The organism is Kribbella sp. HUAS MG21, from assembly GCF_040254265.1.
Lineage (GTDB): Bacteria > Actinomycetota > Actinomycetes > Propionibacteriales > Kribbellaceae > Kribbella.
The window spans coordinates 5,069,030-5,093,756 of sequence record NZ_CP158165.1 but is presented as its reverse complement, the minus strand read 5'-3'; the positions used below and the strand labels follow the sequence as shown (position 1 = coordinate 5,093,756).

Annotated in this window: 24 protein-coding genes; 4 read left to right on the top strand and 20 right to left on the bottom strand. The window is 69.7% G+C overall.

Annotated elements, in window-relative coordinates:
- Nucleotides 1-59 precede the first annotated feature (59 nt).
- The 4 genes from ABN611_RS24920 to ABN611_RS24905 are packed head-to-tail and all read right to left on the bottom strand — an operon-like array spanning nucleotide 60 to nucleotide 2,917.
- Nucleotides 60-1,151: a beta-eliminating lyase-related protein gene (locus tag ABN611_RS24920; protein ID WP_350274643.1), complete on the bottom strand. Its 1,092-nt coding sequence runs from the start codon at nucleotides 1,149-1,151 to the stop codon at nucleotides 60-62.
- Nucleotides 1,152-1,181: 30 nt separating this feature from the next.
- On the bottom strand, nucleotides 1,182-1,844 hold the full coding sequence (locus ABN611_RS24915) for a zf-HC2 domain-containing protein (protein ID WP_350274642.1): 663 nt from the start codon (nucleotides 1,842-1,844) through the stop codon (nucleotides 1,182-1,184).
- Entirely contained in the window at nucleotides 1,837-2,370 is a 534-nt protein-coding gene (locus tag ABN611_RS24910; RefSeq protein ID WP_350274641.1) for a sigma-70 family RNA polymerase sigma factor, read from the bottom strand. Before ABN611_RS24910 ends, ABN611_RS24915 begins: the two co-directional genes overlap by 8 nt.
- Nucleotides 2,371-2,416: 46 nt before the next feature.
- Nucleotides 2,417-2,917, bottom strand: a complete 501-nt coding sequence (locus ABN611_RS24905) for a hypothetical protein (RefSeq protein ID WP_350274640.1) — start codon at nucleotides 2,915-2,917, stop codon at nucleotides 2,417-2,419.
- A gap of 77 nt (nucleotides 2,918-2,994) precedes the next feature.
- Between ABN611_RS24905 and ABN611_RS24900 the strand changes: the two genes are divergently transcribed.
- Complete coding sequence (locus ABN611_RS24900; RefSeq protein ID WP_350274639.1) at nucleotides 2,995-3,318, top strand: nuclear transport factor 2 family protein; 324 nt, start codon at nucleotides 2,995-2,997, stop codon at nucleotides 3,316-3,318.
- Here ABN611_RS24900 and smc read toward each other — a convergent pair.
- The 10 genes from smc to ABN611_RS24850 all read right to left on the bottom strand — a co-directional run bounded on the left by smc (nucleotide 3,315) and on the right by ABN611_RS24850 (nucleotide 14,857).
- The gene (gene smc, locus ABN611_RS24895) at nucleotides 3,315-6,875 is read right to left on the bottom strand and encodes a chromosome segregation protein SMC (RefSeq protein WP_350281679.1); all 3,561 of its coding nucleotides are present in this window, start codon (nucleotides 6,873-6,875) and stop codon (nucleotides 3,315-3,317) included. The genes ABN611_RS24900 and smc overlap by 4 nt on opposite strands.
- Nucleotides 6,876-7,138: 263 nt before the next feature.
- The gene (locus ABN611_RS24890) at nucleotides 7,139-7,339 is read right to left on the bottom strand and encodes a hypothetical protein (RefSeq protein WP_130449173.1); all 201 of its coding nucleotides are present in this window, start codon (nucleotides 7,337-7,339) and stop codon (nucleotides 7,139-7,141) included.
- 143 nt (nucleotides 7,340-7,482) lie between these two features.
- Nucleotides 7,483-8,337 carry a bifunctional DNA-formamidopyrimidine glycosylase/DNA-(apurinic or apyrimidinic site) lyase gene (gene mutM / locus ABN611_RS24885; protein WP_350274638.1) on the bottom strand — a complete coding sequence of 285 codons (855 nt, stop codon included), beginning with the start codon at nucleotides 8,335-8,337 and terminating at the stop codon, nucleotides 7,483-7,485.
- A gap of 1 nt (nucleotide 8,338) precedes the next feature.
- Nucleotides 8,339-9,067, bottom strand: coding sequence for a ribonuclease III (gene rnc, locus ABN611_RS24880; RefSeq protein WP_130387617.1), 729 nt, complete (start codon nucleotides 9,065-9,067; stop codon nucleotides 8,339-8,341).
- Nucleotides 9,068-9,080: 13 nt separating this feature from the next.
- Entirely contained in the window at nucleotides 9,081-9,272 is a 192-nt protein-coding gene (gene rpmF / locus ABN611_RS24875; RefSeq protein ID WP_130387616.1) for a 50S ribosomal protein L32, read from the bottom strand.
- 66 nt (nucleotides 9,273-9,338) lie between these two features.
- A complete protein-coding gene (locus ABN611_RS24870) occupies nucleotides 9,339-9,857 on the bottom strand; it encodes a DUF177 domain-containing protein (RefSeq protein ID WP_350274637.1) in 519 nt (172 codons plus the stop codon).
- Between the two features lie 129 nt (nucleotides 9,858-9,986).
- The gene (coaD, locus tag ABN611_RS24865) at nucleotides 9,987-10,457 is read right to left on the bottom strand and encodes a pantetheine-phosphate adenylyltransferase (protein ID WP_350274636.1); all 471 of its coding nucleotides are present in this window, start codon (nucleotides 10,455-10,457) and stop codon (nucleotides 9,987-9,989) included.
- The gene (gene rsmD / locus ABN611_RS24860; RefSeq protein ID WP_350274635.1) at nucleotides 10,450-11,010 is read right to left on the bottom strand and encodes a 16S rRNA (guanine(966)-N(2))-methyltransferase RsmD; all 561 of its coding nucleotides are present in this window, start codon (nucleotides 11,008-11,010) and stop codon (nucleotides 10,450-10,452) included. The genes coaD and rsmD overlap by 8 nt, the downstream gene beginning before the upstream one ends.
- Nucleotides 11,007-13,232, bottom strand: coding sequence for an ATP-dependent DNA helicase RecG (gene recG, locus ABN611_RS24855; RefSeq protein WP_350274634.1), 2,226 nt, complete (start codon nucleotides 13,230-13,232; stop codon nucleotides 11,007-11,009). The genes rsmD and recG overlap by 4 nt, the downstream gene beginning before the upstream one ends.
- Before the next feature lie 8 nt (nucleotides 13,233-13,240).
- Nucleotides 13,241-14,857, bottom strand: a complete 1,617-nt coding sequence (locus tag ABN611_RS24850; RefSeq protein WP_350274633.1) for a DAK2 domain-containing protein — start codon at nucleotides 14,855-14,857, stop codon at nucleotides 13,241-13,243.
- A 35-nt stretch (nucleotides 14,858-14,892) separates the two neighbouring features.
- Between ABN611_RS24850 and ABN611_RS24845 the strand changes: the two genes are divergently transcribed.
- On the top strand, nucleotides 14,893-15,894 hold the full coding sequence (locus tag ABN611_RS24845; protein ID WP_350274632.1) for an SAM-dependent methyltransferase: 1,002 nt from the start codon (nucleotides 14,893-14,895) through the stop codon (nucleotides 15,892-15,894).
- A gap of 58 nt (nucleotides 15,895-15,952) precedes the next feature.
- On the opposite strand, the gene rpmB is transcribed toward ABN611_RS24845, so the two are convergent.
- The 5 genes from rpmB to ABN611_RS24820 all read right to left on the bottom strand — a co-directional run bounded on the left by rpmB (nucleotide 15,953) and on the right by ABN611_RS24820 (nucleotide 21,451).
- Nucleotides 15,953-16,174, bottom strand: coding sequence for a 50S ribosomal protein L28 (gene rpmB, locus ABN611_RS24840; protein ID WP_167208492.1), 222 nt, complete (start codon nucleotides 16,172-16,174; stop codon nucleotides 15,953-15,955).
- A gap of 84 nt (nucleotides 16,175-16,258) precedes the next feature.
- A complete protein-coding gene (locus ABN611_RS24835) occupies nucleotides 16,259-18,247 on the bottom strand; it encodes an aldo/keto reductase (protein ID WP_350274631.1) in 1,989 nt (662 codons plus the stop codon).
- Nucleotides 18,248-18,278: 31 nt separating this feature from the next.
- Nucleotides 18,279-19,106, bottom strand: coding sequence for a carbohydrate ABC transporter permease (locus ABN611_RS24830; RefSeq protein ID WP_350274630.1), 828 nt, complete (start codon nucleotides 19,104-19,106; stop codon nucleotides 18,279-18,281).
- The gene (locus ABN611_RS24825) at nucleotides 19,096-20,166 is read right to left on the bottom strand and encodes a sugar ABC transporter permease (RefSeq protein ID WP_350274629.1); all 1,071 of its coding nucleotides are present in this window, start codon (nucleotides 20,164-20,166) and stop codon (nucleotides 19,096-19,098) included. The genes ABN611_RS24830 and ABN611_RS24825 overlap by 11 nt, the downstream gene beginning before the upstream one ends.
- 1 nt (nucleotide 20,167) lies before the next feature.
- A complete protein-coding gene (locus tag ABN611_RS24820) occupies nucleotides 20,168-21,451 on the bottom strand; it encodes an ABC transporter substrate-binding protein (protein WP_350274628.1) in 1,284 nt (427 codons plus the stop codon).
- 118 nt (nucleotides 21,452-21,569) lie between these two features.
- Here ABN611_RS24820 and ABN611_RS24815 point away from each other — a divergent pair, with 118 nt between their 5' ends.
- Both ABN611_RS24815 and ABN611_RS24810 read left to right on the top strand, forming a co-directional pair.
- A complete protein-coding gene (locus tag ABN611_RS24815) occupies nucleotides 21,570-22,184 on the top strand; it encodes an HAD-IA family hydrolase (protein ID WP_350274627.1) in 615 nt (204 codons plus the stop codon).
- Between the two features lie 84 nt (nucleotides 22,185-22,268).
- Nucleotides 22,269-23,903: a GxGYxYP domain-containing protein gene (locus tag ABN611_RS24810; protein WP_350274626.1), complete on the top strand. Its 1,635-nt coding sequence runs from the start codon at nucleotides 22,269-22,271 to the stop codon at nucleotides 23,901-23,903.
- A 308-nt stretch (nucleotides 23,904-24,211) separates the two neighbouring features.
- Here ABN611_RS24810 and ABN611_RS24805 read toward each other — a convergent pair whose 3' ends face one another.
- Nucleotides 24,212-24,697, bottom strand: a complete 486-nt coding sequence (locus tag ABN611_RS24805; RefSeq protein WP_350274625.1) for a GNAT family N-acetyltransferase — start codon at nucleotides 24,695-24,697, stop codon at nucleotides 24,212-24,214.
- Nucleotides 24,698-24,727 lie beyond the last annotated feature (30 nt).

Below are 24,727 nucleotides of genomic sequence, written 5' to 3'. Positions count from 1 at the left end.
AGCACTTCTCTCCCCGGATCCCCAACCCAACACAGCGCCAAACACACAGCCAGACGTGCTCAGCGCACCAGAAGTTCCCCGAACGCCTTGGCGATTTCGTCGACCTGCCACTCCAGCGTGGCCGGCGCCGCCACCAGCTCCACCCACGACCAGCCGGGGACGTCGGCCGGCTGCCACGGACCGCACAGCGCCTCGCGGGTCCGCTCCATCCGCTCGACCGCGACCTGCTCGATCGACTCGGCCGTCCGCGGCGCGTAGACGCGGAAGGAGTTCGTGTGCGGCGGCTCCGGGAAGACCCGGAATCCCTCGCTCTGCAAGGCCTTCGCGACCTCGACGGCCCGCTGGTGCAGGTCGTCCATCAGCGGCAGCACGGTCCGCAGGCCGTTCCGCGCGGACACGGCGTACGGGAACAGCGAGTACAGGTTGCCGCCGAGCCGGCGCTGCCAGCGGCGGACCTCCGCGATCACGTCCTCGGGCCCGGCGAGTGCCGCACCGCTGATGCCGCCCAGCACCTTGTAGAACGACACGTAGACGGTCGACGCCAGTGCGGCGATCTCGGCCAGGCTGTGGTCGAGGTACGGCGTACTCTCCCAGAGCCGCGCCCCGTCGAGGTGCAGTGGTACGCCGCGCTTCGCACACGTCTCGGAGAACACCACGAGCTCGTCCCACGTCGGCAGGACGAAGCCGGCGTCGCGCAACGGCAGCTCCAGCGTCACCGCGGCAAGCTTGCCGGGAATCGCGGCCAGCTCGTCCGGCCGGGGCTGACGCGGCTCGGACGTCAGCCGCTCGATGCGCAGGTGGTGCACCTGTTCCAGAGCGTTCAGCTCGTGCACCAGCAGGTGGGCCAGCCCGTGTACTGCGACCCGGTCGGAGCCCGCCCGGTCGGCGTACACGCGCAGTACGCTCTGCTGCGCCACGATGCCGGTCGGCACGAACACGGCGGCCGGCTTGCCGAGTAGCTCGGCCACCTCCTTCTCCAGCGCCGCTATCTCACCACCGTTGCCGTAGACATCGACCTGGTCGTCCTGCACGGCGTCCGCGAGCTGCCGGAGCCGGTCCGGTGCAGGCACACGCTTGTGCGACAGCCAGCGCTCGCAGCTGTCAGCAGCGTTCTTCCGGCGCTCTCGCAGGTCCTCGGAGGTAGTAGCCACAGCTCCATCCTCTCGTGTCCCGCAACCGCGTCAGACCGTGGCCGTCACCACGTGCTTCCCCTGCACCGTCCTGATCTCCACCGAGCGCACCTGGTCCGGCGGGATCACCACACCGCCACCGAACGTGCTGCCGTCCTCGGCAGCCTTCTCGGACACCAGCCAGCTGCCGGCGACCCACGTCGTACCGGACTTGTCGACGATGACCATCTCGCACTCGTCACCGGCCTTCAGGCCCTTCACATTCACCCGCACCCAGGTCCAGCCGGACCGCGGCTCCACGGTGGCAGCCATCGTGGCTCCGGTCGCGGCGTCCGACCCCGTGACCTGCTTGGCCCCCGCCACGGGCGGGTTGGTGTTCTCCGGCGCTGTCGCCCGTCCAAGTACGACGCCTCCGCCCAGCGCACCCGCCACGACAACAGCCGCAGCCGCGACCAGCAACCAGCGGGAACGCCGCTTCGGCGGACGGACCTCCCGCAGCGTGCGCTGCAGCAGGAGGTCGCCACCCTCGGGCGGGCCCTCCAGGAACGCTTCCGGCGGCACCTCACCGAGGAACTCCTTCAGCTCGGTCAGCTCCGCCAGCTCGGCCCGGCAGTCGGCACAGGTGGCCAGGTGCGCGTCGACCTCGGCAGCCTCGGCCGGCTCCAGCGCACCCAGCGCGTAGGCGCCCAGCTGCGTACGGTCGTGCTCAGTCATGGGACACCTCCGTTGCTTTCTCTGCCAGCACCGCGCGCAGAGCTCGGAGGGCGTAGTACGAACGCGATTTCACGGTACCGGGCGGGACGCCCAGCTCCTTCGCAGCCTCGGCCACGGACCGGCCGCGGTAGTACAGCTGCACGAGGACTTCCCGGTGCTCGGGCGACACCTTGTCGAGCGCGTCCATCACCACCATGGTGTTCACGACGTTCTCGGAGTGATCCCCCTCGACCGGCGGCCTGTCCGCCACGTCCGCGACCTCCGCCGGACGGACCGCCCGGGCCCGGGCGCGGTCGGTGACCAGGTTGCGCACCACGGTCAGCAACCAGCCCCGCACCGACCCCTTCCCGGCGGTCAGGTCGTCCGCGTGCTTCCAGGCCCGCAACAGCGTCTCCTGGACGACGTCCTCGGCCGCGGCACGGTCTCCGGTCAGCCGGGTCGCGTACGCCAGCAGGCTGCGGCCGTGCTCGGCGTACAACGCACGGATGAGGGTCTCGGCATCCTGCGGCCCTCGGGTCTCACCCACCGACCGCACGATACCGGGATTCGCCGGTGCCAACACCAGCAGACGTTCAGTAGCCGTAGCCATTGCCGGAATCGCCCGGCTTGGTGGTGATCTTCTGGCCGTCCGCGCCGACCACCCACCAGACACCGCCGACCGCCTGGCCCTTGGCCTCGCCGGGCTTGCTGTCACTGGCGAACAGGTACACCGGCAGGCCTTTCACCGCGAGCTGCTTGGTCCCGTCGGCGCGCGTGATGGTGCTGACCAGCGAGGCGTCGATGCCGTCGACCTTCGGCGTCCCCTCGGCGGCCGGCACCGGCGGCCACTTCGCGAGGCAGTCGCCGGAACAGTTCGACGTACCAGAGGTGTCCTTGTCGAACACGTACACCGTGCGGCCGTTGCCGTCGACAATGACCTTGCCGTAGTCGCCGACCGTCGCGGTCGCCAGCGCCACGTCCCCCGCCGGGCTCGGGGCCGTCGTACCGCCCGGAGCCGCCCCGTCGTCCCCACACGCCGCAAGCCCGGCCGTAGCCAGCACCAGCACGGCCAGCACACTCGCCCAACGCTTCATCAGAACCTCCTCGGTCGACACCCGCGACACGTGCGGATCCACCGATCGGTTCAACCGGGAGGGTTATCGTCGGCGGCATGAGCGAAGAGATCCCCGCAGCGGTCCGGCGCGCGCTCGACGCGATCGACGCCCTGGACAACGACGCGTTCGTGGCGGCGTTCGCCGCGGACGGCTACGTGAACGACTGGGGCCGCGAGTTCCGCGGCCACGACCGGATCCGGTCCTGGAGCGACGACGAACTCATCGGCAAGAACGTCACCTTCACCGGCACCGAGGTCAGCACCCCCGGCAACCCGCTGACGATCCTGACCCAGGTCGGCGGCGACGGCTTCAACGGCCCGTCGCACTTCACCTTCGACGTCCAGGGCGACGAGCTCGCCTCGATGACCATCACCGCCTAGACGGGTTCGGGCTCCCGGATCCGCTGGGAGATGACCGAGGAGACACCGTCGCCGCGCATCGTGACGCCGTACAGCGCGTCGGCGACCTCCATGGTGCGCTTCTGGTGGGTGATGACCAGCAACTGGCTGTTCTCGCGGAGCTCCTCGTAGATCTCCAGGAGGCGGCCGAGGTTCGTGTCGTCGAGCGCGGCCTCGACCTCGTCGAGGATGTAGAACGGCGACGGCCGGGCCTTGAACAGCGCGACCAGGAACGCCACCGCGACCAGCGACCGCTCACCGCCGGACAGCAGCGACAGCCGCTTGACCTTCTTGCCCGGCGGGCGCGCCTCGACGTCGATACCGGTGGTCAGCATGTCCTCGGGATCGGTCAGCACGAGCCGGCCCTCACCGCCCGGGAACAGCCGGCTGAACACGTGCTCGAAGGCGACCTCGACGTCGCGGTAGGCCTCGGTGAAGACCTGCTCGACCCGCTCGTCGACCTCCTTGACGATGTCCATCAGGTCCCGGCGGGACTTCTTCAGGTCGTCGAGCTGCTCGGAGAGGAAGCGGTGCCGCTCCTCCATCGCCTCGAACTCCTCGAGCGCGAGCGGGTTGATCTTGCCCAGCTGGTTCAGCGCCCGCTCGGCCTGCTTGAGCCGCTTCTCGACCTTGGTCCGGTCGAACGGCTCGCCCTCGAGTTCGGCCGGGTCCTCGCCGTCCTTGGGCAGCGGCGGCACCAGCTGGTCCGGTCCGTACTCCGCGACCAGCGCGTCGACCTCGATACCGAGTTCGCCCAGCGCCTTCTCGTACAGCGCCTCGAGCCGCATCTTCTGCTCGGCCCGCGCCAGCGCGTCCCGGTGCACGGTGTTGGTCAGCTGCTCCAGCTCGGAGCTCAGGTTCCGCGTGGCGGACCGCGCCTGCGCCAGGGCCTGCTCACGGTCGGCCCGCTGCGCCTGGATCGTCGCCCGCTCGGCCGCCGCCTGCTGCAGCGACGACTCCAGCCGCGCCAGCACATGCCCGGCGGCCAGGTGCACCGCCTGCGCCGCCTCGGCCTGCCGAGCCCGGCGGGCCGCCCGGGCGATCGCCCGCGCCCGCGCCTCGCGCTCCTGCCGCGCCGCCCGCTCCAGCGAGTCGGCCCGGCCGGCCAGCGCCCGCGCCCGCTCCTCGGTAGTACGCAGCGCCAGCCGCGCCTCCATCTCGGCCGCCCGCCCCGCCTTGGCCGCCTCGGCCAACCGGTCGCGCTCCGACGTGTCCGGCTCGTCGCCGTCCTCGTCGATCGCCTCGGCGTCCAGCAGCCGCTCTTCGAGCTCCGCCAGGCCGGACAGGTTCCGGTCGCGCTCCTCCTCGGCCGCCGCGATCGCCTCGGCCATCCGCTGCGCCTCACCGCGGGACGCCTTGGCCAGCGACCCGAAGTGCGCCAACTGCTCCGCCACCGCGGCCATCGCCGCGTCCGACTCGTGCAGCCGGGCCAGCGTGATCTCGACGGATTCCTTCTGCCGCGCCCGCTCGTCCTCCAGCGCCTGCAGCTCGAACCGCAGCCGCTCGCTGCGCGCCGTCGCCTCGGTCAGCTTCTCCGCCGCCTCGTCGACCGCGGACTGCACCTCGATCAGGCTCGGCGCCGCGTCCGATCCGCCGTACGCGAAATGCGCCCCGAGTACGTCGCCCGCACGCGTCGTACAGGTCACGTCGGGCAGGTTCCGCACCAGCGACCGCGCCGCGGCGACGTCGTCCACGACCGCGACCTTGCGCAGCAGCCGCCGCAGGGCGGGGCGCAGCGTCTCCGGGCAGTCCACCACGTCCACGGCGTACGACGCGCCGTACGGCAGCGCCGGCCACATGGCGTAGTCGTCGGCCGGGGCGTCGCCGAGGAGCATCCCGGCCCGGCCCAGGTCGTGCTCCTTGAGGTGGCCGACGGCGTGCAGGGCCGCGTCGGTGTGGGTCACGGCGACGGCGTCGGCGGCCTCGCCGAGCGCCGCGGCGATCGCGGTCTCGTATCCGGGCCGCACGCTCAGCAGCGCGGCGACGGAACCCATCAGCCCGTTGACCTGCTCGGAGGCGGCCAGCAGCGCGCCGGCGCCGTCCTTGCGGTTCAGGCCGAGCTCGAGGGCTTCCTTCCGCGCGGCCAGGCCGGTGCGCTCGCGCTCGGCGTCGCGCTCCTCGGCCCGCAGCTTCGCCAGCCGCTCGTCCAGCTCGTCCAGCACCGCCTGGGCGGCCTCGTACTGGTCGTCGAGCCCCTTCTCACCGGCGTCCAGCCCGGCGACCTGGGTCTCCAGCGCGGTGAAGTCGTGCTGCGCCTTGGCGGCCCGCTCCTCGGCCTCGCGCTTGTTGCTGGCGAGCCGGCCGATCTCGGACTCGGCGGCGGCCGCGCGACTCTTCAGCGCGTTCACCTGGCCGGTCAGCCGGGCCAGGCCCTCGCGGCGGTCGGCGGCGGCGCGGATCAGCGCCGAGATCCGGCGCTCCTCCTCGGCCTCCTGAGCCTCCAGCTGCTGGCGGCGCTCGACCGACTCGGCGAGCAGCTCGGAGTGCGCCTCGACCTCGGCCTCGATCTGCGCCTCGGTCTCCCGGACCCGGGCCGCCTCCAGTTCCAGCTCCTCCGGGTCGCGGCCGGACCGCGGGCCGTCCTCGGCCTCGTCGTTCAGCGACCGGATCCGGTCCGCGGCGATCCGCGCCGTGCCCTTGATCTTCTCGCCGAAGCCGGACAGCTGGTACCAGGTGTCCTGGGCGGCCTGCAGCGCCGGGGCGTCCTCGCGGAGCGCGTCCTCCAGCTCGGCCTCCAGCTCGCGCGCCTCGCGGAGCTTCGCCTCGGTCTCGGTCCGGCGCTCGGTCAGCCGGGCCTCGTCGCGCAGCTCGGCCTCGAGCGCGGACTGCGCCTGGACGATGTCGTCGGCGAGCAGCCGGGCGCGGCCGTCGCGGACCTCCGCCTGGATCGTCACCGCCCGGCGCGCCACCTCCGCCTGGCGCCCGAGCGGCTTCAGCTGGCGGCGGATCTCGGTGATCAGGTCCCCGAGCCGGTGCAGGTTGCCCTCGGTGGCCTCCAGCTTCCGGATCGCCTTTTCCTTGCGCTTGCGGTGCTTGAGGACACCGGCGGCCTCCTCGACGAACCCGCGGCGGCCCTCCGGGGTGGCGCGCAGGATCGAGTCGAGCTGGCCCTGGCCGACGATGACGTGCATCTCGCGGCCGATCCCGGAGTCGCTGAGCAGCTCCTGGACGTCGAGCAGCCGGCAGTTCTGGCCGTTGATCTGGTAGTCGGAGCCGCCGTTGCGGAACATCGTCCGGCTGATCGTCACCTCGGCGTACTCGATCGGCAGCGCGCCGTCGGTGTTGTCGATGGTGAGGACGACCTCGGCGCGGCCCAGCGGCGAGCGGCCGGAGGTGCCGGCGAAGATGACGTCCTCCATCTTGCCGCCGCGCAGCGACTTGGCGCCCTGCTCACCCATCACCCAGGCCAGCGCGTCGACGACGTTCGACTTGCCGGAGCCGTTCGGCCCGACGATGCAGGTGATGCCTGGTTCGAAGTTCATCGTCGTCGCCGACGCGAACGACTTGAAGCCTCGGAGCGTCATGCTCTTCAGGTACAAGGCGAAGCTCTCCAACCCGTGAAAGGACAGACGATACCGAAAGGAACCGTCGTAACTGCCGATGACGCTGCCGCTACCCGGGGGAAGTAGTTCCGCTTCGCAGTGTACAAACAGATGCGCGGGAACCAGCGGAGGCCGGGCCTTTCAGAGCGGCCGGCGAAAGGTTTGGGAGCACAACATTCGGTGAACACAGAACGGCGGAGGCCCGGACGGGGGCCACCGCCGTGGGTAGTGCGGACGGTCGAGATCGATCTCTGATGGGGTCAGACCGAAGCGGGAGCGCGCAGGGCCTCGTCGACGGTCAGCAGCCGACCCTCGTGGATCTGTGCGACGAGGTGGTCGTTCTCTGCCTGGAGCCGCATCACGTGCGCCTCCAGATCGGCGACACGCCGGTTGAGCAGACGAACCTGCTCGAGCATGCGCGGGTCAGTGCCTCCAAGATGCCCTAGAAGAGCCTTGGCCATTGTGCTGTCCTCCGGAAGGGTTCTGGCCGGTTGCGCTCCGCAGCCTGGTCACGAGGGAGCGCCGAAAATGTGTGCCGTCTTTCAGGGTGACACCGCCGACACCGACCGGTCAACCTGGGCCACGTTTATTAACGATACCTCGCTCACCAGCGCACGTGCCGCGGGACGGGCTGACATCTCGGGCAGCGGTACGACGAACGGTTCATGAACGGCTCGCGACGGATCGGGCGGCCGTCCCGCGGGCACGGCGATCCCTCCTGCCCGTAGACGTTCAGGCCGCGCTCGAAGTACCCGGATTCCCCGTTCACGTTGACGTACAGGGCGTCGAAGCTGGTACCACCAACGGTCAGCGCCTCGGCCATCACCGCGTGCGCCTGCTCGAGAATGCCCTTGATTTGCACGGGTTTCAGCGTTTCGGTGGCCCGCGCGTAGTGCAGCTTGGCGCGCCACAGCGCCTCGTCGGCGTAGATGTTGCCGATCCCGCTGACCGCGGTCTGGTCCAGCAGCGCCCGCTTCAGCCCGGTCCGGCGGCGGCGGATCTTCGCGGCCGCGGCCTCCGGATCGAACAGAGGATCGAACGGGTCCCGGGCGATGTGCGCGATCTCGGCGGGCAGCTCGGCGCCGCCCTCGGAGTACGACAGACCACCGAACATCCGCTGGTCCACAAAACGGACCTCTCCGCCGTCGTCGGCGAACCGGAACCGGACCCGCAGGTGCGGTTCGTCGGGCGCGCCGACCGGCTGGACCCGGAACTGGCCGCTCATCCCGAGGTGCGTCAGCACGGCGTCACCGGACGTGAGCGGCAGCCACAGGTACTTCCCGCGCCGGGCCGGTTCCGCGAACACCTGCCCCTTGAGCCGGGACACGAAATCCTCGGCCCCGGCGGCGTGCCGCCGTACCGGACGCGGATGCAGCACCTCGACGGTCTCGATCGTCCGGCCGGTGGTGAACCCGGCCAGACCCCGCCGTACGACTTCTACCTCAGGAAGCTCGGGCACCTCAGGACTGCGAGGGGTCCACGCTGTCGGGGTGCGCGGCGCGCAGGGCCTTCCAGGCGGTCTCGGCGGCCTGCTGCTCGGCTTCCTTCTTGCTGCGGCCGATGCCGTGGCCGTAGGTGTCGGAGCCGATCCGGACCCGCGCCTCGAACGTCTTCGCGTGGTCCGGCCCGGACTCGGCGATCACGTACTCCGGGACGCCGACGCCGAGCTGGGCGACGAGCTCCTGCAGCGAGGTCTTCCAGTCCAGGCCGGCGCCCAGCCGGGCCGACGACTCCATCAGGTCGTCGAACAGCCGGTGCACCACCCCGCCCGCGACCTCGAAGCCGCGGTCCAGGTAGACGGCGCCGATCAGCGCCTCGACGCAGTCGGCGAGGATCGACGACTTGTCGCGGCCGCCGGTGGCTTCCTCACCGCGGCCGAGCCGCAGGTACTTGCCCAGCTTGAGCTCGCGGGCGACCCCCGCGAGCGCACGCATGTTGACCACCGCGGCCCGTAGCTTGGCCAGCCGGCCCTCGGACAGGTCCGGGTGGTTCCGGAACAGCGACTCCGTGACGATGACGCCGAGCACGGAGTCCCCGAGGAACTCCAGCCGCTCGTTCGTCGGCAGCCCACCGTTCTCGTACGCGTACGAACGGTGGGTGAAGGCGTGCTCCAGCAGTTCGTCAGCCAGCGATACGCCGAGCCGCTGGTTCAGCTCGGCGTAGAGCCCCGTTTCGTTGGCAGAGTTCACTGGGTGGTGCCGTTTAGCTCTCGACGACCTGGCGACGCTCGCCCTTGGCGCCGTACTGGCCGCAGTTCGGGCAGACGGTGTGCTGCAGGTGCTTCGCGCGGCAGGCGGGGTTCACGCAGGTGACCAGCGACGGGGCAGTGGTCTTCCACTGGGCCCGGCGGCTGCGGGTGTTGCTGCGCGACATCTTCCGCTTCGGAACGGCCACGGTTATGGACTCCTTGAGTTCACTGGAGGTGGTCAGGCCCCCGCCAGTCGGTTTCGGCAGGTCTATCTAGTTGTTGTTCTGTTCATCCTGCGGGAGCAGGCCGCCGAGCGCGGCCCAGCGTGGGTCGGTCCGCTCCTCGTGCTGATGGCCGGGCTCGTCCGCCAGGCGTACCCCGCACTCGGGGCAGAGACCCGGACAGTCGTCCGTACACAGCGGCTGGAACGGCAGTGCGAGCACCACCTGGTCCCTCAGCACCGGCTCGAGGTCGATCAGATCGCCCTCCATCCGGCTGGCCTCGTCCGGCTCGGCTTCGCTCTCCGGGTAGACGTACAGCTCCTGGACGTCAGCGAGGAACTCGTCCTCGATATCGACCAGGCACCGCGCGCACTCCCCGACCAGACGGCCGCGGGCCGTTCCGGTGACGAGCACCCCCTCGACCACCGATTCCAGCCGTAGATCGAACTGGATCGGATCGCCTTCGGGGACGCCGATCACGTCGATTCCGAGATCCGCCGGCGCCGGCGCCGTGAAGGTGACTTCGCGTTGGGACCCGGCGCGGCGTGTCAGCTCGTGCGTGTCGATCACGAGTGGGGACCGCGGGTCCAGGACGCTCAGGGCAAACCTTTCAGGCGTGGGCAGGCAGGATCTCGGTCTCGTCGAGACCGGTTGTCAAGACTACCAACTCCGCGGCTTACCGCCCAATCCGGGGGGATCCTAGAGCTTGTTCAGTAACCGGGAGTGAACAGCCGGGGTCACGAACGTGCTGACGTCGCCGCCGAGCCGGGCGATCTCCTTGACCCAGCTCGAGGAGATGAAAGCGTTCTCCGGCGCGGTCGGGAAGAACAGCGTGTCGACGCCGGTCATCCGCCGGTTCAGCTGCGCCATCTGCAGCTCGTAGTCGTAGTCCGCGGCCGAGCGCAGGCCCTTCACGATCACCCCGGCGCCCTCGGCGCGGCAGTAGTCGACCAGCAGGCCCTCGAAGCTGCCGACCCGCACGTTCGGGAACGGCTCGACCAGCTCGGTGAGCATCTCGATCCGCTCCTGCGGCCCGAACAGCCGGTTCTTCGACTGGTTCACCCCGGTTGCCACGATCAGCTCGTCGAAGGCGGCGGCCGCCCGGGTGACGATGTCGAGGTGCCCGACGGTGGGCGGGTCGAAGGTCCCCGGAAAGACCGCTTTAGCCATGGCGGTGACCGTACCAAAGGCGCGCCTCGCCGTACTTGCGGTCCCGGAGCGCGGCGAACCCCTCGGGCCACTCCCACGGCTCGCGCTTTCCGCGTTCCACGACCACCACCGCGTCGTCGGCCAGCCAGCCGTGGGCCACGAGATCGGTCAGCACGTCCTGCAGCTCGGCCGTCTCCAGCTTGTACGGCGGATCCGCGAACACCAGGTCGAACACCGCGGGGGCGTCACCTGCAGTCACTTTCTCCACCGGCCGGGTCAACACCGTCGCCCCCGGCAGGCCGACCACCTTGACGTTCGCCACGATCACCTCGGCGGCCTTCCGGTCCGACTCCACCAGTACGGCCTTCGCGGCGCCCCGGGACAGCGCCTCGAGCCCGATCGCGCCCGACCCGGCGTACAGGTCGAGCACCGCCAGCCCATGGAAGCTCCCGAACTCGGACTCCAGCGACGAGAACAACGCCTCCCGCACCCGGTCCGCGGTCGGCCGCGTCCCGCTCCCCGCCGGCACGCCGATCCGCCGCCCACCGGCCGCCCCACCGACGATCCGCGTCACGTCTTCTCCAGGTACTCAGTCGTCTCCGACTCCAGCGCGGTGCGTACTACGGCCCGTAGTGCCGGGTACTCGGCGAGCTCCGCGTCGACGGAGACGATCGAGGTCGCCACGTGCCGGGCGGCGAGGATGACGTCCTCGTCACGCAGCACGCTCAGCAGCTTCAGACTCGAGCGCCGCCCGGACTGCGCGACGCCGAGCACGTCGCCCTCGCGCCGGGTCTCCAGGTCGATCCGCGACAGCTCGAACCCGTCCGTCGTCGAGGCGACCGCCTCCAGCCGCCCGTACGACTTCGACCCCGCCCACAGGTCGGTGACCAGCAGGCACAGCCCCGGCACCTTGCCGCGCCCGACCCGGCCGCGCAGCTGGTGCAGCTGCGAGATGCCGAACCGGTCGGCGTCCATGATCACCATCGTCGAGGCGTTCGGCACGTCGACGCCGACCTCGATGACCGTGGTGGCGATCAGCACGTCGACGTCGCCGGCCGCGAACCGGGACATCACCGCGTCCTTCTCCTCGGCCGGCAGCCGCCCGTGCAGGATCTCGACGCGCAGGTCGTGCAGGATCTCGCCGAGCGCCTCGGCCACCTGGACCACCGAGATCGGCGGCCGGGCCTGTTTCTTCCCGCCTTCGTCGGTCTCGAGGAGCTCGCCTTCCTCGTCGGTCGCGTTCTTGACGTCGTCCCCGATCCGCGGGCACACGACGTACACCTGGTGCCCCTTGCCGACCTCCTCGCGGACCCGCGCCCACGCCCGCTGCAGCCAGTCCGGCTTCTCCTTGGCCGGGACCACCGACGACTGGATCGGCGACCGGCCGGCCGGCAACTGGGTGAGCGTCGAGACGGCCAGGTCCCCGAACACGGTCATCGCGACGGTCCGCGGGATCGGCGTCGCGGTCATCACCAGCACGTGCGGGGTGTTGTCGCCGGACTTCGCGCTCAGCGCGGCCCGCTGCTCGACGCCGAACCGGTGCTGCTCGTCGACCACCACGAGTCCCAGGTCCGCGAACTGGACCTTGTCCTCCAGCAGCGCGTGCGTCCCGACCACGATCCCGGCCGCGCCGCTCGCGGCGTCGAGCATCGCCGTACGGCGTCCCGCGGCGTTCAGCGAACCGGTGAGCAGGCCGACCTTGGTGGCGTTCTCCGCGCCGCCGAGCATGCCCTGTTCGGCCAGGTCGCCGAGCATCTTCGTGAGCGTCTTGTGGTGCTGGACGGCCAGGACCTCGGTCGGCGCGAGCAGCGCGGCCTGGCCGCCGTTGTCGACCACCGACAGCATCGCCCGCAGCGCCACCACGGTCTTGCCGGAGCCGACCTCACCCTGCAGCAGCCGGTGCATCGGGTGTGCGCGGCCGAGGTCGGCGAAGATCTCCTCCCCCACCTCTGCCTGGCCCTCGGTCAGCGCGAACGGCAGCCGCTGGTCGAATTCGTCGAGCAGCCCGCCCTGCTTGCGCGGCCGCGGTACGGCGTTCAGCTTGTCGGTCACCGCGCGCCGCTGGGCGAGGATCGTCTGCATCACCAGCGCCTCCTCGAAGCGGAACCGCTGCTGCGCGTCGTGGATGTCCTTCTCGGTGTCCGGGAGATGCACCTTCTGCAGGGCGTCCCGCAGCCCGAGCAGCTTCTCGTTGCGCAGTACCAGGTCCGGGATCGGGTCGTCGATGCGTTCGTCAAGGCTGTCCAGGACGATCTTCACCGACCGCTCGATCGTTGCCGTCGACAACTTGGAGGTCGCCGGGTAGAGCGGGCGGAACGGCCGCGCGCGGCGCTCGATCTCGGCCTCGGTGAGGTCCTCCTCGTCGAGGATCTCGGTGCCGGGTCCCTTCAGCTGCAGGATGTCGCGGAACTTCGTCACCTCGCCCCAGAACAGCGCCGCCGTGCCGGGCGTGAGCTTGGTCAGCAGCCAGGGCTGGTTGAAGAACGCGATCTCCAGGTCGTTGCGACCGTCGGTGACCACGACCTTGGTGATGGTCCGCTGCTTGCGGAACCTGTGCACCTGGTCGGGCTTGATCTCGATCTTGCTGTCCAGCGCCCGGGCGGTGACCTTCTTGACCCGGCCGTTGACGGTCGCCTGGTCGCCGACCTCCAGCTCGTCGAACGGCGTCAGCTCGCCCTTCTTCAGGTAGCGCCGCGGGTAGTGCCGCAGCAGCTCGCCGACGGTCTCGATCCCGAGCACGTCCACGAACGACTTGGCTGTCTTGGCCCCGAGGAAGTCCCGGAGTTTGCGATCCATATCTGATTTCATTCGACGCCAATCAACAGCGGGTACCTGTCCTGCCCTCCGTCGTACACCACGACGTCGACATCTTTGCGTTGCCGCCGCACGTGGCGCTCCACGGCCGCGGCCAGTGCGGGGTCCGCGTCCCGGCCGGTCACGATCGTGAGCAGCTCGCCGCCACCGCCCAGCAGCCGGTCGACCACTTGCCGCGCGGCGTCCTCGAGGTCGTCGGTGATGAGGGCGAAATCACCGTCGACGACGCCCAGCGCGTCACCGATCCGGCAGCGGCCGGCCATCGTCCAGGCGTCCTTGACCGCGATCGTCACCGCGCCGTGCCGGGTCTGCCCGGCGGCCGCCGACAGGTGCACGACGTCGTCGTCGAAGCTGAGACCCGGGTCGTGGACGGCGATCGCGGCGAGGCCCTGGACCTGCGCGCGGGTGGGGATGACCGCGACCCGGATCCCGTCCTGGCGGGCCGCGGTGGCGGCCGCCTCGGCGACCGCGATCGAGTCCTGGTCGTTGGGCAGGATGACGATCTCGGAGGCCTGCGACTGTTCGATCGCCTGCAGGAGTTCACCCGTGGAGCAGCGGCGGCCGGGTCCGCCGCGGATGATCCGGGCGCCGGACTCCGTGAAGAGCTCGGCCAGCCCGTCGCCGGCGACGACCGCGATCACCGCCCTGCCCGGCGCGGGTTCGTGGTGGTGTGCCTGGTCCTCGAAGTGCGTGACCCGGATCCGGTGCGGCCGGCCGATGTCGATGCCGTGCTCGATCGCGGCGCCGACGTCGTCGGTGTGGACGTGCACGTTCCAGAGCCCGTCGCCGCCGACCACCACGACCGAGTCACCCAGCCCGGCCAGCGACTGCCGGAAGTCGCCGACCTTGTCGTCGGGCGCGTCGAGCAGGTACATCACCTCGTACGCCGGTCCGTCCGGGCTCTCGGCGCCTTCGCCCTGCGGCTCGACCCGGGCGGGTACGTCGACGCGCACGTGCTGACCGGTCAGTACCGACTCCATCGCGCCGAGGATCACGACGAGGCCCGCGCCTCCGGCGTCGACGACGCCCGCGCGGCGCAGTACGTCGAGCTGCTCGGTCGTCCGGCCGAGCGCCTGGCGGGCGGACGCGACAGCGGCCAGGCAGACGTCGGCGAGGCTCTTGCCGTCGTTGGCGGCCGTCATCGCGCCGGACGCCGCGGCGCGCGCGACGGTCAGCATGGTGCCCTCGACGGGTTGCGCGACCGCGCCGTACGCGGCGTCGGCGGCGTACGTGAGCGCGTCGGCGAAGGCGGCGGGCTCGCTCATCCGGGGATCGGCGAGGACGCCTGGGGTCCGCGGGTCGTGGGGCAGGTTCTCGTCGAGGCGCAGGCCGCAGGCGCGGATCAGCTGCGAGGTGATGACGCCGGAATTGCCGCGGGCGCCGAGCAGAGCGCCGCGGCCGAAGGCCTGGATCGCCTCGGTGAACGTGAGCTCGCCCTGCGGCAGCGCGTCACAGGCGGCCTCCCAGGTCAGGTAGAGGTTGGTGCCGGTGTCGCCGTCCGGGACCGGGTACACGTTCAGCTCGTCGATCTCGGTGCGTGCCCGCGCCAGATCGGCGAGCGCCGTCCGGGCCCACGCCCGCAACACCTCGACCGTCAGTTCCGCCACGCCCGGAAGGCTAACGGGTCCGCTTACCATGTGCTGTGCCTCGCTCGATTCTGTTCTCGTTCGCGTCGGACAGCTACCGCTACGCCGTCCGCGAGATCCGCGAGGCCTTCGCGGGCGAGCACCGGTTCGAGCGGCTGGGGGCGGATCTGGCGCGGCTGGCCGACGCGGGCGTCGGGGTCGAGGAGTTCGCGGCGGCGTGTGACGACGGGCGGATCATGTTCGTCCGGCACCTGACGCGAGAGGTCGCCGGGTATCCGCTGGACGACCTGCCGACCGAGTCGGAGCTCGCGACGACGCTGCTCGAGGAGCTTCCGGGGCGGGCGGTCGCCGTGCAGACCTGGGTCGAGGGCAACGGGACCGGCGGGTCGTTCCGGCAGCTGATCGTCGACGCGCTGACGAGCCGCGGCGTGACCGTGGAGCGGTCCGGGCAGGAGGTCGTCGTCTCCGGTGTCGTCGCCGGCAAGCAGCTGCTGCTCGGGGTGAACCGGCTGGCGGACAGCTTGTCGGACTGGCCGGGTGGGCGGATGCGGTTGGCCCGGGGTGAGGAGCGGGTGTCGCGGTCCGAGTTCAAGCTGGAGGAGGCGATCGCGACCTTCGGGCTGGAACTGCCGGCGGGCAAGGCGGTCGACCTGGGCGCGTCGCCGGGCGGGTGGACGCGGATCCTGCGGCTGCACGGGCAGGAGGTGTGGTCGGTCGACCCGGGCTCGCTGGACCCGCGGCTGCGCGGCGACCGGCGGATCCATCACGAGGCGACGACGGCGGGCCGGTTCTTCGCGGCGAACCGGGTCCGGTTCGACGTGGTGGTGAACGACATGCGCATGGACCAGGTGACGAGCGCCCGGATGATGCTGGACGCGGCGGACCACCTGCGCCCCGGCGGCCTCGCGATCGTCACGCTCAAGGGCGGCGGCAAGAACCCGCTCGACGGCGCCCGCCGCGGCCTCGAGGTGCTCGGCGAGCGGTACGACGTACGCCACGCCCGTCAGCTCCACCACAACCGCAACGAGATCACGGCCGTCGCACGCAAACGCCAATAGGCGCCCGGGGTGAACCCGGGCGCCTATGGAAAGGCCCTACACGGAGGAAAGCTGAGGGTCAGCCGACGACGCGCTGGACCTTGCCGGCCTTGATGCAGGACGTGCAGACCTTCATCCGGGTCGGGGTGCCCTTGATGAGCGCCCGGACCGGCTGGATGTTCGGGTTGAACCGCCGGGGCGTGCGAGCCTTGACCCGGCGGATCATCGCGCCCTTACCCAGGCGGGCAACCTTGTTGCCGAACGTCGGCTGCTTGCCGCAGACATCGCACTTCTTAGACATGATTCTCCGTGTTCAGGGTCGTGACACCGACAGACCATGTTACATGCGTGTCAGCACACGACCAATTCGGTCCACTGCCGCCGATCAAGCAGTGAGGTACGCCACTTCCTCGTCCGTCAGCGTGACCGACAGCCCCGGCGTCGAGGTCCGCGTCTCGCTCACGTGCCGCGGCCCGATCAGCGGGAACACCGGGTACGGCTGGTGCAGCAACCATGCCAGAGCGATGGCCGTCGGTTCCACTCCCTTGGCCGCCGCGAGCTCCCGCGCCCGGTCGAGCCGGCGGAAGTTCTCGTCGGAGTAGAAGCAGCGCACCAACTCCTGGTCCGAGGTGTCCTCCGGCTTGGCGCGCCCGGTGAAGAAGCCGCGCGCCTGGCTCGACCACGGGAACAGCGCGACCTGCCGCTCCCGCAGCCAGGCCTGCGACTCGTCGTCGGCCACGTGCCGGCAACCCGCCCACGGTACGTCGTACGCGCGGGCGAGGCTGAGGTGGTTGCTGAGCAGCGTGAACGGCTGCTTGCTGTTCGCCTCGGCGTACGCGTTGGCCTCGTCGAAGCGGGCGGTGGACCAGTTCGATCCGCCGTACGCCTTGATCCGGCCGGCCTTGAAGTGCTCGTCGAGGACGTCGACGAACTCCGCGACCGGGACGTCCTCGTTGTCGCGGTGCATGAAGTACAGGTCGACGTGGTCGGTCTGCAGCCGCTCGAGGCTCTCGTGCAACTGCCGGGTGATCGACTCCGGGTCGCAGTACGGCGTGTGCGCGCCCTTGCCGATCACGACGACGTCGTCGCGGTTGCCGCGCGACCTCATCCACTGCCCGAGCAGCTTCTCGCCGCGCCCGCCGCCGTAGATGTACGCCGTGTCGAACGTGGTGCCGCCGCGCTCGACGAAGTCGTCGAAGACCACCGCGGCGTGGGCCAGCGACTGCTGGTTGTCCACGCCCATCACCAGCCGGGACACCTGCTTGTCGACGCCCGGCACGTGGCCGTACGTCATCGGGGCGTCGGCGCGCCTGGCCAGCGGGCGCCCGGTCGCGGTCGGGACGATCGCGTCGTCCCGCTCGCTCGCGTACTGCTGGCCGATCGCCGCCCGCCACTGGTCCTGGACCGTGAGGTTGCCGAGCGTGTCCGCCCAGCTCATCTCCGGCGCCTCCACCGCGCCGGAGGCGATCGCCGCCTGCACCGCCTCGGCCTCGGCGGTGTAGATCAGGGCGGGCTCCGCGGAGATCTCCCGCGGGTCCTCCCCCACCCGGTGCAGCGTGACGTGGGTCGGCTTGCCGTCGCCGCCGAACCACGGGTCGTCGATCTGGAGGTAGCCCTTGCTGCCGTAGATCCGGACCTGGTTCCGGTCGGAGAGCCGGACCCCGGTGCTGATCTGCGCGGTGACGCCGCCCTCGAAGAACAGCGTCGCCACGGTCCATTCGTCCGCGCCGGTCTCGCCGACGTGGCCGACGGCGTTCACGGCGGCCGGTTCGGCGTACGGCTGCCCGGTCGCGGCGCCGGCGATCAGCCGGGCCATCGACACCGGGTAGCCGCCGACGTCGAGGATGCCGCCGCCGGCCAGGTCGTCGGCGAAGATCCGGCTCTCCGGCCGGAACCCGGCGGCGAACGCGAACGTGGCCTGGATCTGGTGCACGGTGCCGAGCTCGCCGTCGCGGACCAGCTGGGTGACCAGCTTGGTCTGCGGCAGGCACCGGTACATGTACGCCTCCATCAGGAAGACGTCGTTGCGGACGGCGGCCTCGATCATCGCCTCGGCCCACGCGCGGTTGATCGCGAGCGGCTTCTCGCACAGCACGTGCTTGCCGGCCTCGGCCGCCTTGATCGCCCACTCGACGTGCATCGGGTGCGGTGTCGCGATGTACACCGCCTCGACGGAGGCGTCGGCGAGCAGGTCGTCGTACGAGCCGTGCCGGTTGGCGATGTCCCACTTGTCGGCGAAGGCGTTCGCCGAGTCCAGCGACCGGCTGCCGACGGCGACGACCTCGTTGGTCTTCGACGTCGGCACCTGACTGGCGAACCGGGACGCGATGTTGCCGGTGCCGATGATGCCCCAGCGGAGCTTGTGGTCAGTCAAAGGAAATCCCGTGGTTGTGGTTGGTTTCCGGTCAGAACTTCATGGCGCCCGCCGCCAGGTCGGCGATGAACGAACGCGCGCCGATCAGGAAGACGCCGATCAGGGGAACGACGCTCATCAGCGCGCCGGCCATCACCATCGAGTAGTCGGTGCCGTAGATGCCGTTCAGCTGGTCGAGGGCGACCTGCAGGGTGAGGCGGTTCGGGTCGGTCATCACGATCAGCGGCCAGAGGTAGTCGTTCCAGACGTTGATGAAGGTGAAGATGCCGAGGAAGGCCAGACCGGGCCGGAGCACCGGCAGGCCGACGGTGAGGTACTGCCGGAAGAAGCCGGCGCCGTCGACCTTGGCGGCCGAGATGAGTTCGTCGGGGATGGCGCCCTTGGCGTACTGGCGCATCCAGAAGATCCCGAACGCGTTCGCCGCGCCCGGGATGATGAGGGCCTTCAGCGACCCGATCCAGCCGAACTCGGCGAGCGTCACGAACTGCGGCACCAGCGACAGCTGGGTCGGGATCATGAAGGTCGCGAGCAGCAGGCCGAACAGCAGGTTGCGGCCCGGGAACTCGTACTTCGCGAACGCGAACGCGGCCAGCGAGTCGAAGAACAGCGCCAGGACCGTGACGCCGAGCGACGCGATCAGCGTGATCAGCATCGAGCCGAAGAAGTCGATGTTGTCCAGCACCTTGCCCATGTTCTCGAACAGATGCGAGCCGATCCAGAGTTTCGGCGGGTAGCTGAAGATGTCCGGGGTGGTGTTGGAGGCCATCACCACCATCCAGTAGAAGGGGAACAGCGAGACCAGGACGCCGAGCATCAGCACGACGTGCCCGACCACGGTGCGGATGCGCTCAACGGACATCTGCGGTCTCCTTCGCTGCGGCCGACTGCGCTGCCGCCCTCTTGGCATTCTGGGCCGCGATCCGGCGTTCCACCCGCCGAGCGGCGCGTCGGGTCAGGCGTTCGTCGTCGTTGCCGCCGATCAGCCGCCAGTTGATGATGCTGAACAGCACGATCAGGACGAACAGCGCCCAGCCGATCGCGGCGCCGTACCCGAACTGGTTGTTGATGAACGCGCTCTGGTACAGGTACGAGACGATCGTCAGGCCGGCGTCGCCGGGGCCGCCGATGTTGTTGGTGTCGCCGAACAGCACCCGGGACTCGGTGAAGATCTGCAGGCCGCCGATCGTCGAGGTGACCGCGGTGAACAGGATCACCGGGCGCATCATCGGAACCGTGATCCGCCAGAAGGTCTGCCGCGAGCTGGCGCCGTCGACCTTCGCGGCCTCGTACACGTCGGCGGAGATCGCCTGCAGGCCGGCGAGGTAGATGATCGCGTTGTAGCCCACCCAGCGCCAGGTGATGATCGTGGCGATCGCGATCTTGATGCCCCACGGCTGGGTCAGCCACTCGACCTGGCCGAGGCCTATCGACTGCAGGAACGCGTTCAGCAGGCCGAAGTTGTTGCTGAAGATCGACCCGAAGACCAGGGTGATCGCGACCACCGAGGTGACGTTCGGGATGAAGTAGGCGATCCGGTAGAAGGTGCGGAACCGGGTCGCGTTGTGCAGCGCGTTGGCAATCACCAGCGCGAGCAGCAGCATCGGCACGGTGGACAGCACCCAGATGATCAGCGTGTTGCCGATCGTCTTCCAGAACGTGGCGTCGCTGAGCAGGTAGTTGTACTGCTCCAGCCCGACCCAGGTCATGTTTCCGATGCCGTCCCAGGAGTGGAACGAGATCCAGATCGAGAACAGCACCGGGAACGCGCCGAAGATCGCGAACAGGATGAAGAACGGCGAGACGGCGGCGTACTGCGGGAGCGCCTGCCGGAACCTGTTCGGCGGCTTGTCGGCGGCCGTGGTCGCGGTGACCTCCTGCGCCGGGACGGCCTTGCTGGTGACAGCGGATTCAGATGGCATGTCAGATCGCCCCCGCCCGGGTGAGTTCGCGTTCGATCTGGCGCTGGGCGTCGGCCCAGGCCTGGTCCGGGTCCTTGCCGGACGCCTCGATGTTCACCAGCTCCTTGCCGATCGGCGTACCGATGATGCTGTCGTACGGCGAGAAGTACGCGCCGGGGTACTTCTTCGCGGACTCGGCGAACACGTCGACGATCTGCTGCCCGCCGAAGAACGGGTCCGGCGCGGTCAGCGTCGGGTCGGTGTAGGTCGCCGGCGTGGACGGGAACAGCACCGGGTCGAGGAACGCCTGCGCCTGGTTCTTCGCCGACTCCAGCCAGCTGATGAACGCGAACGCGGCCTCCGGGTTCTTGCAGTACTTCGTGATGCCGAGGAAGGACCCGCCGCGGTTGCCGGCGCCGCCAGGTGCCGCCGTCACCCGCCACAGTCCCTTCGTCTTCGGCGCCGCGTTCTTCGGCCCGAGCTGCGCCCACCAGACGGCCGCGTTGTAGGCGACGAGCTTGCCGTTGGTGACGACCGCGTTCTTGTCGGTCGAGTTCTGCGCGTTCGCCGAGAGGCCTTCCTTGACGACCCGGACGGCCAGGTCGAACGACTGCCGGACGTGGTCCTGGTCGCCGATGTACTGCCCGTCGGACGTCATGTAGCGCTTCGGCTGCTGCGCCATCCGGTAGTCGTAGACGCCCTGGATGTTGTCGGTGATCGCGGACCCCGGCACCGCCTGCTTCAGCTTCTTGCCGAGCGCGATGTAGGCGTCCCAGTCGGGCGCGAGCCCGGCGACCGCGGCGGGGTCGATGTCGATCCCGGCCTTGGTGAAGACGTCGCTGCGGTAGAACAGCGCGGTCGGCCCGGTGTCCATCGGGTAGGCCATCATCTTGTTCTCCGGCGTGATCCCGAGCTTCCACTTCCAGGGCAGGAAGTCCTTCTCGAGGTCCTTGGCGCCGAGCTCGAACAGGTCGTGGAACTGGTCGGCGTTCGGGAAGTAGGTCGCGACGTCGTCGTTGATCGCGACGATGTCGGGCACCAGGGACTTGCCGGCCAGTGCCGTCAGGACCTTGGTCTTGTAGTTGGTGCCGATCCGGGTCATCGCCAGCTTCATGCCGTCGTACCCGGGAATCGCCTTCTCCGCCTGGGCGATCAGGTCGTCGTTGACGGACCCGACCCAGGTCCACATGCTGAGTTCGTTCGAGGCACCCAGCGAACTGCGGGAGCCGCAACCGGTGAGTCCCGCGGCGGCCGCGGCTGCTGCTGACGTGCCGACCGCGAGGAACTTCCTTCTGCTCAAGGTCATAGCCTCACCTGGCGCTTTCTGTTGGATTTCGCCGGAAGGTGTCCATCTATGTTTACGTAGCCATTAGGTAAGCGCATACCGACTGAACCGGTCAAGGCTCCGATGACAAGATGGACCCATGAGTCCCGTGACCGCCGTCCTGTTCGACGCCGACGGCGTCATCCAGCGCCCGACCGCCGACTGGTGGGGCCACCTGACCTCGCTGGTGCCGTCCGGCGGTCCGGAGTTCGTGGCGGACTTGATGGCGGCGGAACTCCCCGCGCTGGTCGGCAAGGTCGACTTCCGCGACGCGCTGGCCGACGTACTGCGGCGCTGGAACTCGCCGGCGTCCGTGGAGGAGGCGCTCGAGCCGTGGACCTGGTTCGCAGCGGAGCCTGAGGTGGTGGAGTTGATCCAGTCGCTGCGCGCGGCCGGGATCGGGTGTCATCTGGCGACCAACCAGCAGGGGTACCGGCGGGCGATCATGCAGGACGAGCGCGGGTACGGCGCGTGGTTCGACGCGACGTTCTACTCGTGCGATGTCGGGTTGGCGAAGCCTGATCCGGCGTACTTCCGGGCGATTCTGAGCGCGATCGACCTACCGGCGTCGTCGGTGCTGTTCATCGACGACAACGAAGCCAATGTGGCGGGTGCAGCGAGTGTGGGGCTGCAGGTTGAGTACTACGACCTGGCGGCCGGCGTGCCTGCTCTAGGGGCGCTGCTTCGGCGCTACGACCTGCCGATTCCGGGCTGAGACCTTGTGGCGGCGGGACGGCTGTGACATCGTCGGCGGATAGCTGACAACGTAGGACAATCCAGCCGCTCCTGGAGGTCTCGCATGTCCGATTCCCTGTCCCGTCACCCGCTGGCCGGTGACGCGCTGTCCCGTCTCGCGCTGCCGGGTCGTAGATTCTCCCGTCGTACCGCACTCGGTTTGACCGCGGGCTTGGGGCTCGCCGCCGCAGGTGCCGCGCCGGCCCGCGCTCTCGGCGCCGCGCCGGCTGCCGTCTCGCCGTACCCCAAGGGGCAGCGGCCGCGGTTGCTGAACGTGTTCGACGAGAACACGCTGAGCCTGCCCGAGCGGACGCTGGCGACCACACTGCAGGGGTTGATGGCCCGGCGCGGCGGCGAGTCGCTGTACCTGAACCTGCCGACGCTCGGCTACCAGTACTGGCTCGACGACCTCGTCTCGCGATACGGCGTCGCGGTGCGCCCCGGCGACCTGTGGAAAACCGTCGGGCGGTCGGGCATTCGCGGATATGTTCTCTTCCGTACGGGCACCCCGTCGGTCAACGTCGCGACCACGCTCAGCGGCGTGACGGGTGCCGTGGCGATCGAGGAAAGCTTGGAGGCACTCGCGATCCGGCACGGATTGCGCAAGGTCCTGGACGTGCGGGACAAGGACGACCGCTGGGTGTTCGACACGTACTGGTCCCGGCTGCGGCACGACGTCGCGGTCGAGCAGCGCGCGGACATCCCGGAGCGGCTCCGGGACTACGTCACGATGGCGGGGACGCTCGCCTTCTTCGACGGCAACTCGGAGTTCCGCGCCGAGGTGGTCGGCGCGCTGGACGACGACGCCACCGTGCTCGGCTGGGGCGACGCGAGCCACGGCGAGGACGCCTTCATCGGCGTCAACTCGACCGCGGGCGTCAAAGCCCTCCCCGCCGACCACGCCCGCAACCTGTCCGTCCTGTCCGGCATCCACGAAGACCGGTTGGAACAGCGTGGAGGGGGTGGGGGGAGGGCCCTCGAACCGGAGCCGGACGCTCACTACGTGACCTTCCTGATCACCGACGGCGACAACATCCAGTGGGCGCTGGGCGACTTTCCCACCGACCCTCGCTGGTTCGGGAGTCCGCGCCGCGGGGAGGTCGAGCTGGGTTGGGGCATCTCGCCGTCGCTGATCGACTTGACCCCGTCGGTGATGCGCTGGTTCTACAACCAGTCCCGCAAGGACCGTTGGGTCGTGGGCCCGTCAGGTGGCGGCTACATGTACCCGAGCAAGTATCCGCGGGCCGCCCTCGACAAGCACACCGCGTCGCTGGCCCGCGCGATGGGTCGCTCGGACCTGTCCGTTGCCCAGATCATCGACTTCAACGCCTTCCACGACACCCGTCTGTGGTCGTCGTACCTCAAGCACCCGGAGATCGAAGGCCTGATCTACCTGGAGTACTCGCGGTACGACAGCCTCAAGGGCAAGGTCGTCTGGTCCGAGGGCAAGCCCGTCATCTCCGCCCGCACCATGCTCTGGTCCGGCCTCGACGGCGCCGACGAAGCCTCGGTCACCAACCAACTCAACACCGCGACCCGCAACCCGTACTCCCCCGCCGGCTACTCGGTCGTCGTCTGGCACGCCTGGAGCAAGACCGTCGACAACGTCCTCTCCGTAGCCGAAAGCCTCGCCCCCCACGTCAAGGTCATCCCACCCGACACCCTCGTCCGCATGGTCGCCCAGTACGCCAAACACTGACCCGCCCAGGCCCCGCCGGGTGCGGACGGTGGGGGCCGGGCGGCCGTATCCGTAGCCCGTCGACCGGGTGGTACCGACGGACGGGTGCGTACCGACGACGGGTGCGTACCGACGGACGGGTGGTGTGGGGGTATGGCTGCCGGCGGCACGCGGGGTTGGCGGGGAGGGAGGCGTCTCATAGCCCCCACTACCCGTCCGTCGGTACCACCGGGGCGGCCGTACCCAAAGACCGTTGGCGGCGCGTGGGGGTGGTGGGGTGAGGTGGGGCTTGTGAGTGCGCAGTAGCCGTTCTTCGGTACGGGGATTGGTCAGAGTTCTCGGTAGTAGACGGCTACTGGGAGTTGGATGCAGCCGAGGCTTTCGTAGAAGGCTCGGGCGGGGGCGTGGAAGCCGTCGCCGCCGGTGCCTATTTCGACGTACTGGGCGCCCTCGGATCGCATTGCCGCGAAGGCGTGTTCGCAGAGGGCGGTTGCGATGTTGGAGCGGCGGTGGGCTCGGGCTACGGCCAGGAGTTCGACCGTGGCTTGGCGGCGGGTCGGGTCGAGGTGCCAGGCGACGTAGCCGGTTAGTACGTCGTCGTTCTGCTCGGCTACGGCGACGTACTTGTGGGCGGCTGGGTCGTGTAGGCCGGGTAGCTGGCGGCGGTAGTCGCCGCGCCAGTCGCCGTGCTGGCGGGTGAAGATCAGTTCGCCGACCAGCGGGCGGAACGATTCTTCGTAGAACGGGCCGAAGGTGTCGATGGTCAGGTCGATGAGCCGGTCGAGGTCCGTGTCGGCGTACGAACGGATGTGCATGGAGTGTGCCTCTCGCGAGTGAAGGAGAAA

Bases quoted from the DNA above. Each gene is read 5' to 3' on its own strand.
- ABN611_RS24915 (WP_350274642.1), bottom strand. From the start codon at position 1,844: ATGACTGAGCACGACCGTACGCAGCTGGGCGCCTACGCGCTGGGTGCG.
- ABN611_RS24905 (WP_350274640.1), bottom strand. From the start codon at position 2,917: ATGAAGCGTTGGGCGAGTGTGCTGGCCGTGCTGGTGCTGGCTACGGCC.
- ABN611_RS24900 (WP_350274639.1), top strand. From the start codon at position 2,995: ATGAGCGAAGAGATCCCCGCAGCGGTCCGGCGCGCGCTCGACGCGATC.
- ABN611_RS24890 (WP_130449173.1), bottom strand. From the start codon at position 7,339: ATGGCCAAGGCTCTTCTAGGGCATCTTGGAGGCACTGACCCGCGCATG.
- coaD (WP_350274636.1), bottom strand. From the start codon at position 10,457: ATGGCTAAAGCGGTCTTTCCGGGGACCTTCGACCCGCCCACCGTCGGG.
- recG (WP_350274634.1), bottom strand. From the start codon at position 13,232: ATGGATCGCAAACTCCGGGACTTCCTCGGGGCCAAGACAGCCAAGTCG.
- rpmB (WP_167208492.1), bottom strand. From the start codon at position 16,174: ATGTCTAAGAAGTGCGATGTCTGCGGCAAGCAGCCGACGTTCGGCAAC.
- ABN611_RS24830 (WP_350274630.1), bottom strand. From the start codon at position 19,106: ATGTCCGTTGAGCGCATCCGCACCGTGGTCGGGCACGTCGTGCTGATG.
- ABN611_RS24825 (WP_350274629.1), bottom strand. From the start codon at position 20,166: ATGCCATCTGAATCCGCTGTCACCAGCAAGGCCGTCCCGGCGCAGGAG.
- ABN611_RS24820 (WP_350274628.1), bottom strand. From the start codon at position 21,451: ATGACCTTGAGCAGAAGGAAGTTCCTCGCGGTCGGCACGTCAGCAGCA.
- ABN611_RS24815 (WP_350274627.1), top strand. From the start codon at position 21,570: ATGAGTCCCGTGACCGCCGTCCTGTTCGACGCCGACGGCGTCATCCAG.
- ABN611_RS24810 (WP_350274626.1), top strand. From the start codon at position 22,269: ATGTCCGATTCCCTGTCCCGTCACCCGCTGGCCGGTGACGCGCTGTCC.
- ABN611_RS24805 (WP_350274625.1), bottom strand. From the start codon at position 24,697: ATGCACATCCGTTCGTACGCCGACACGGACCTCGACCGGCTCATCGAC.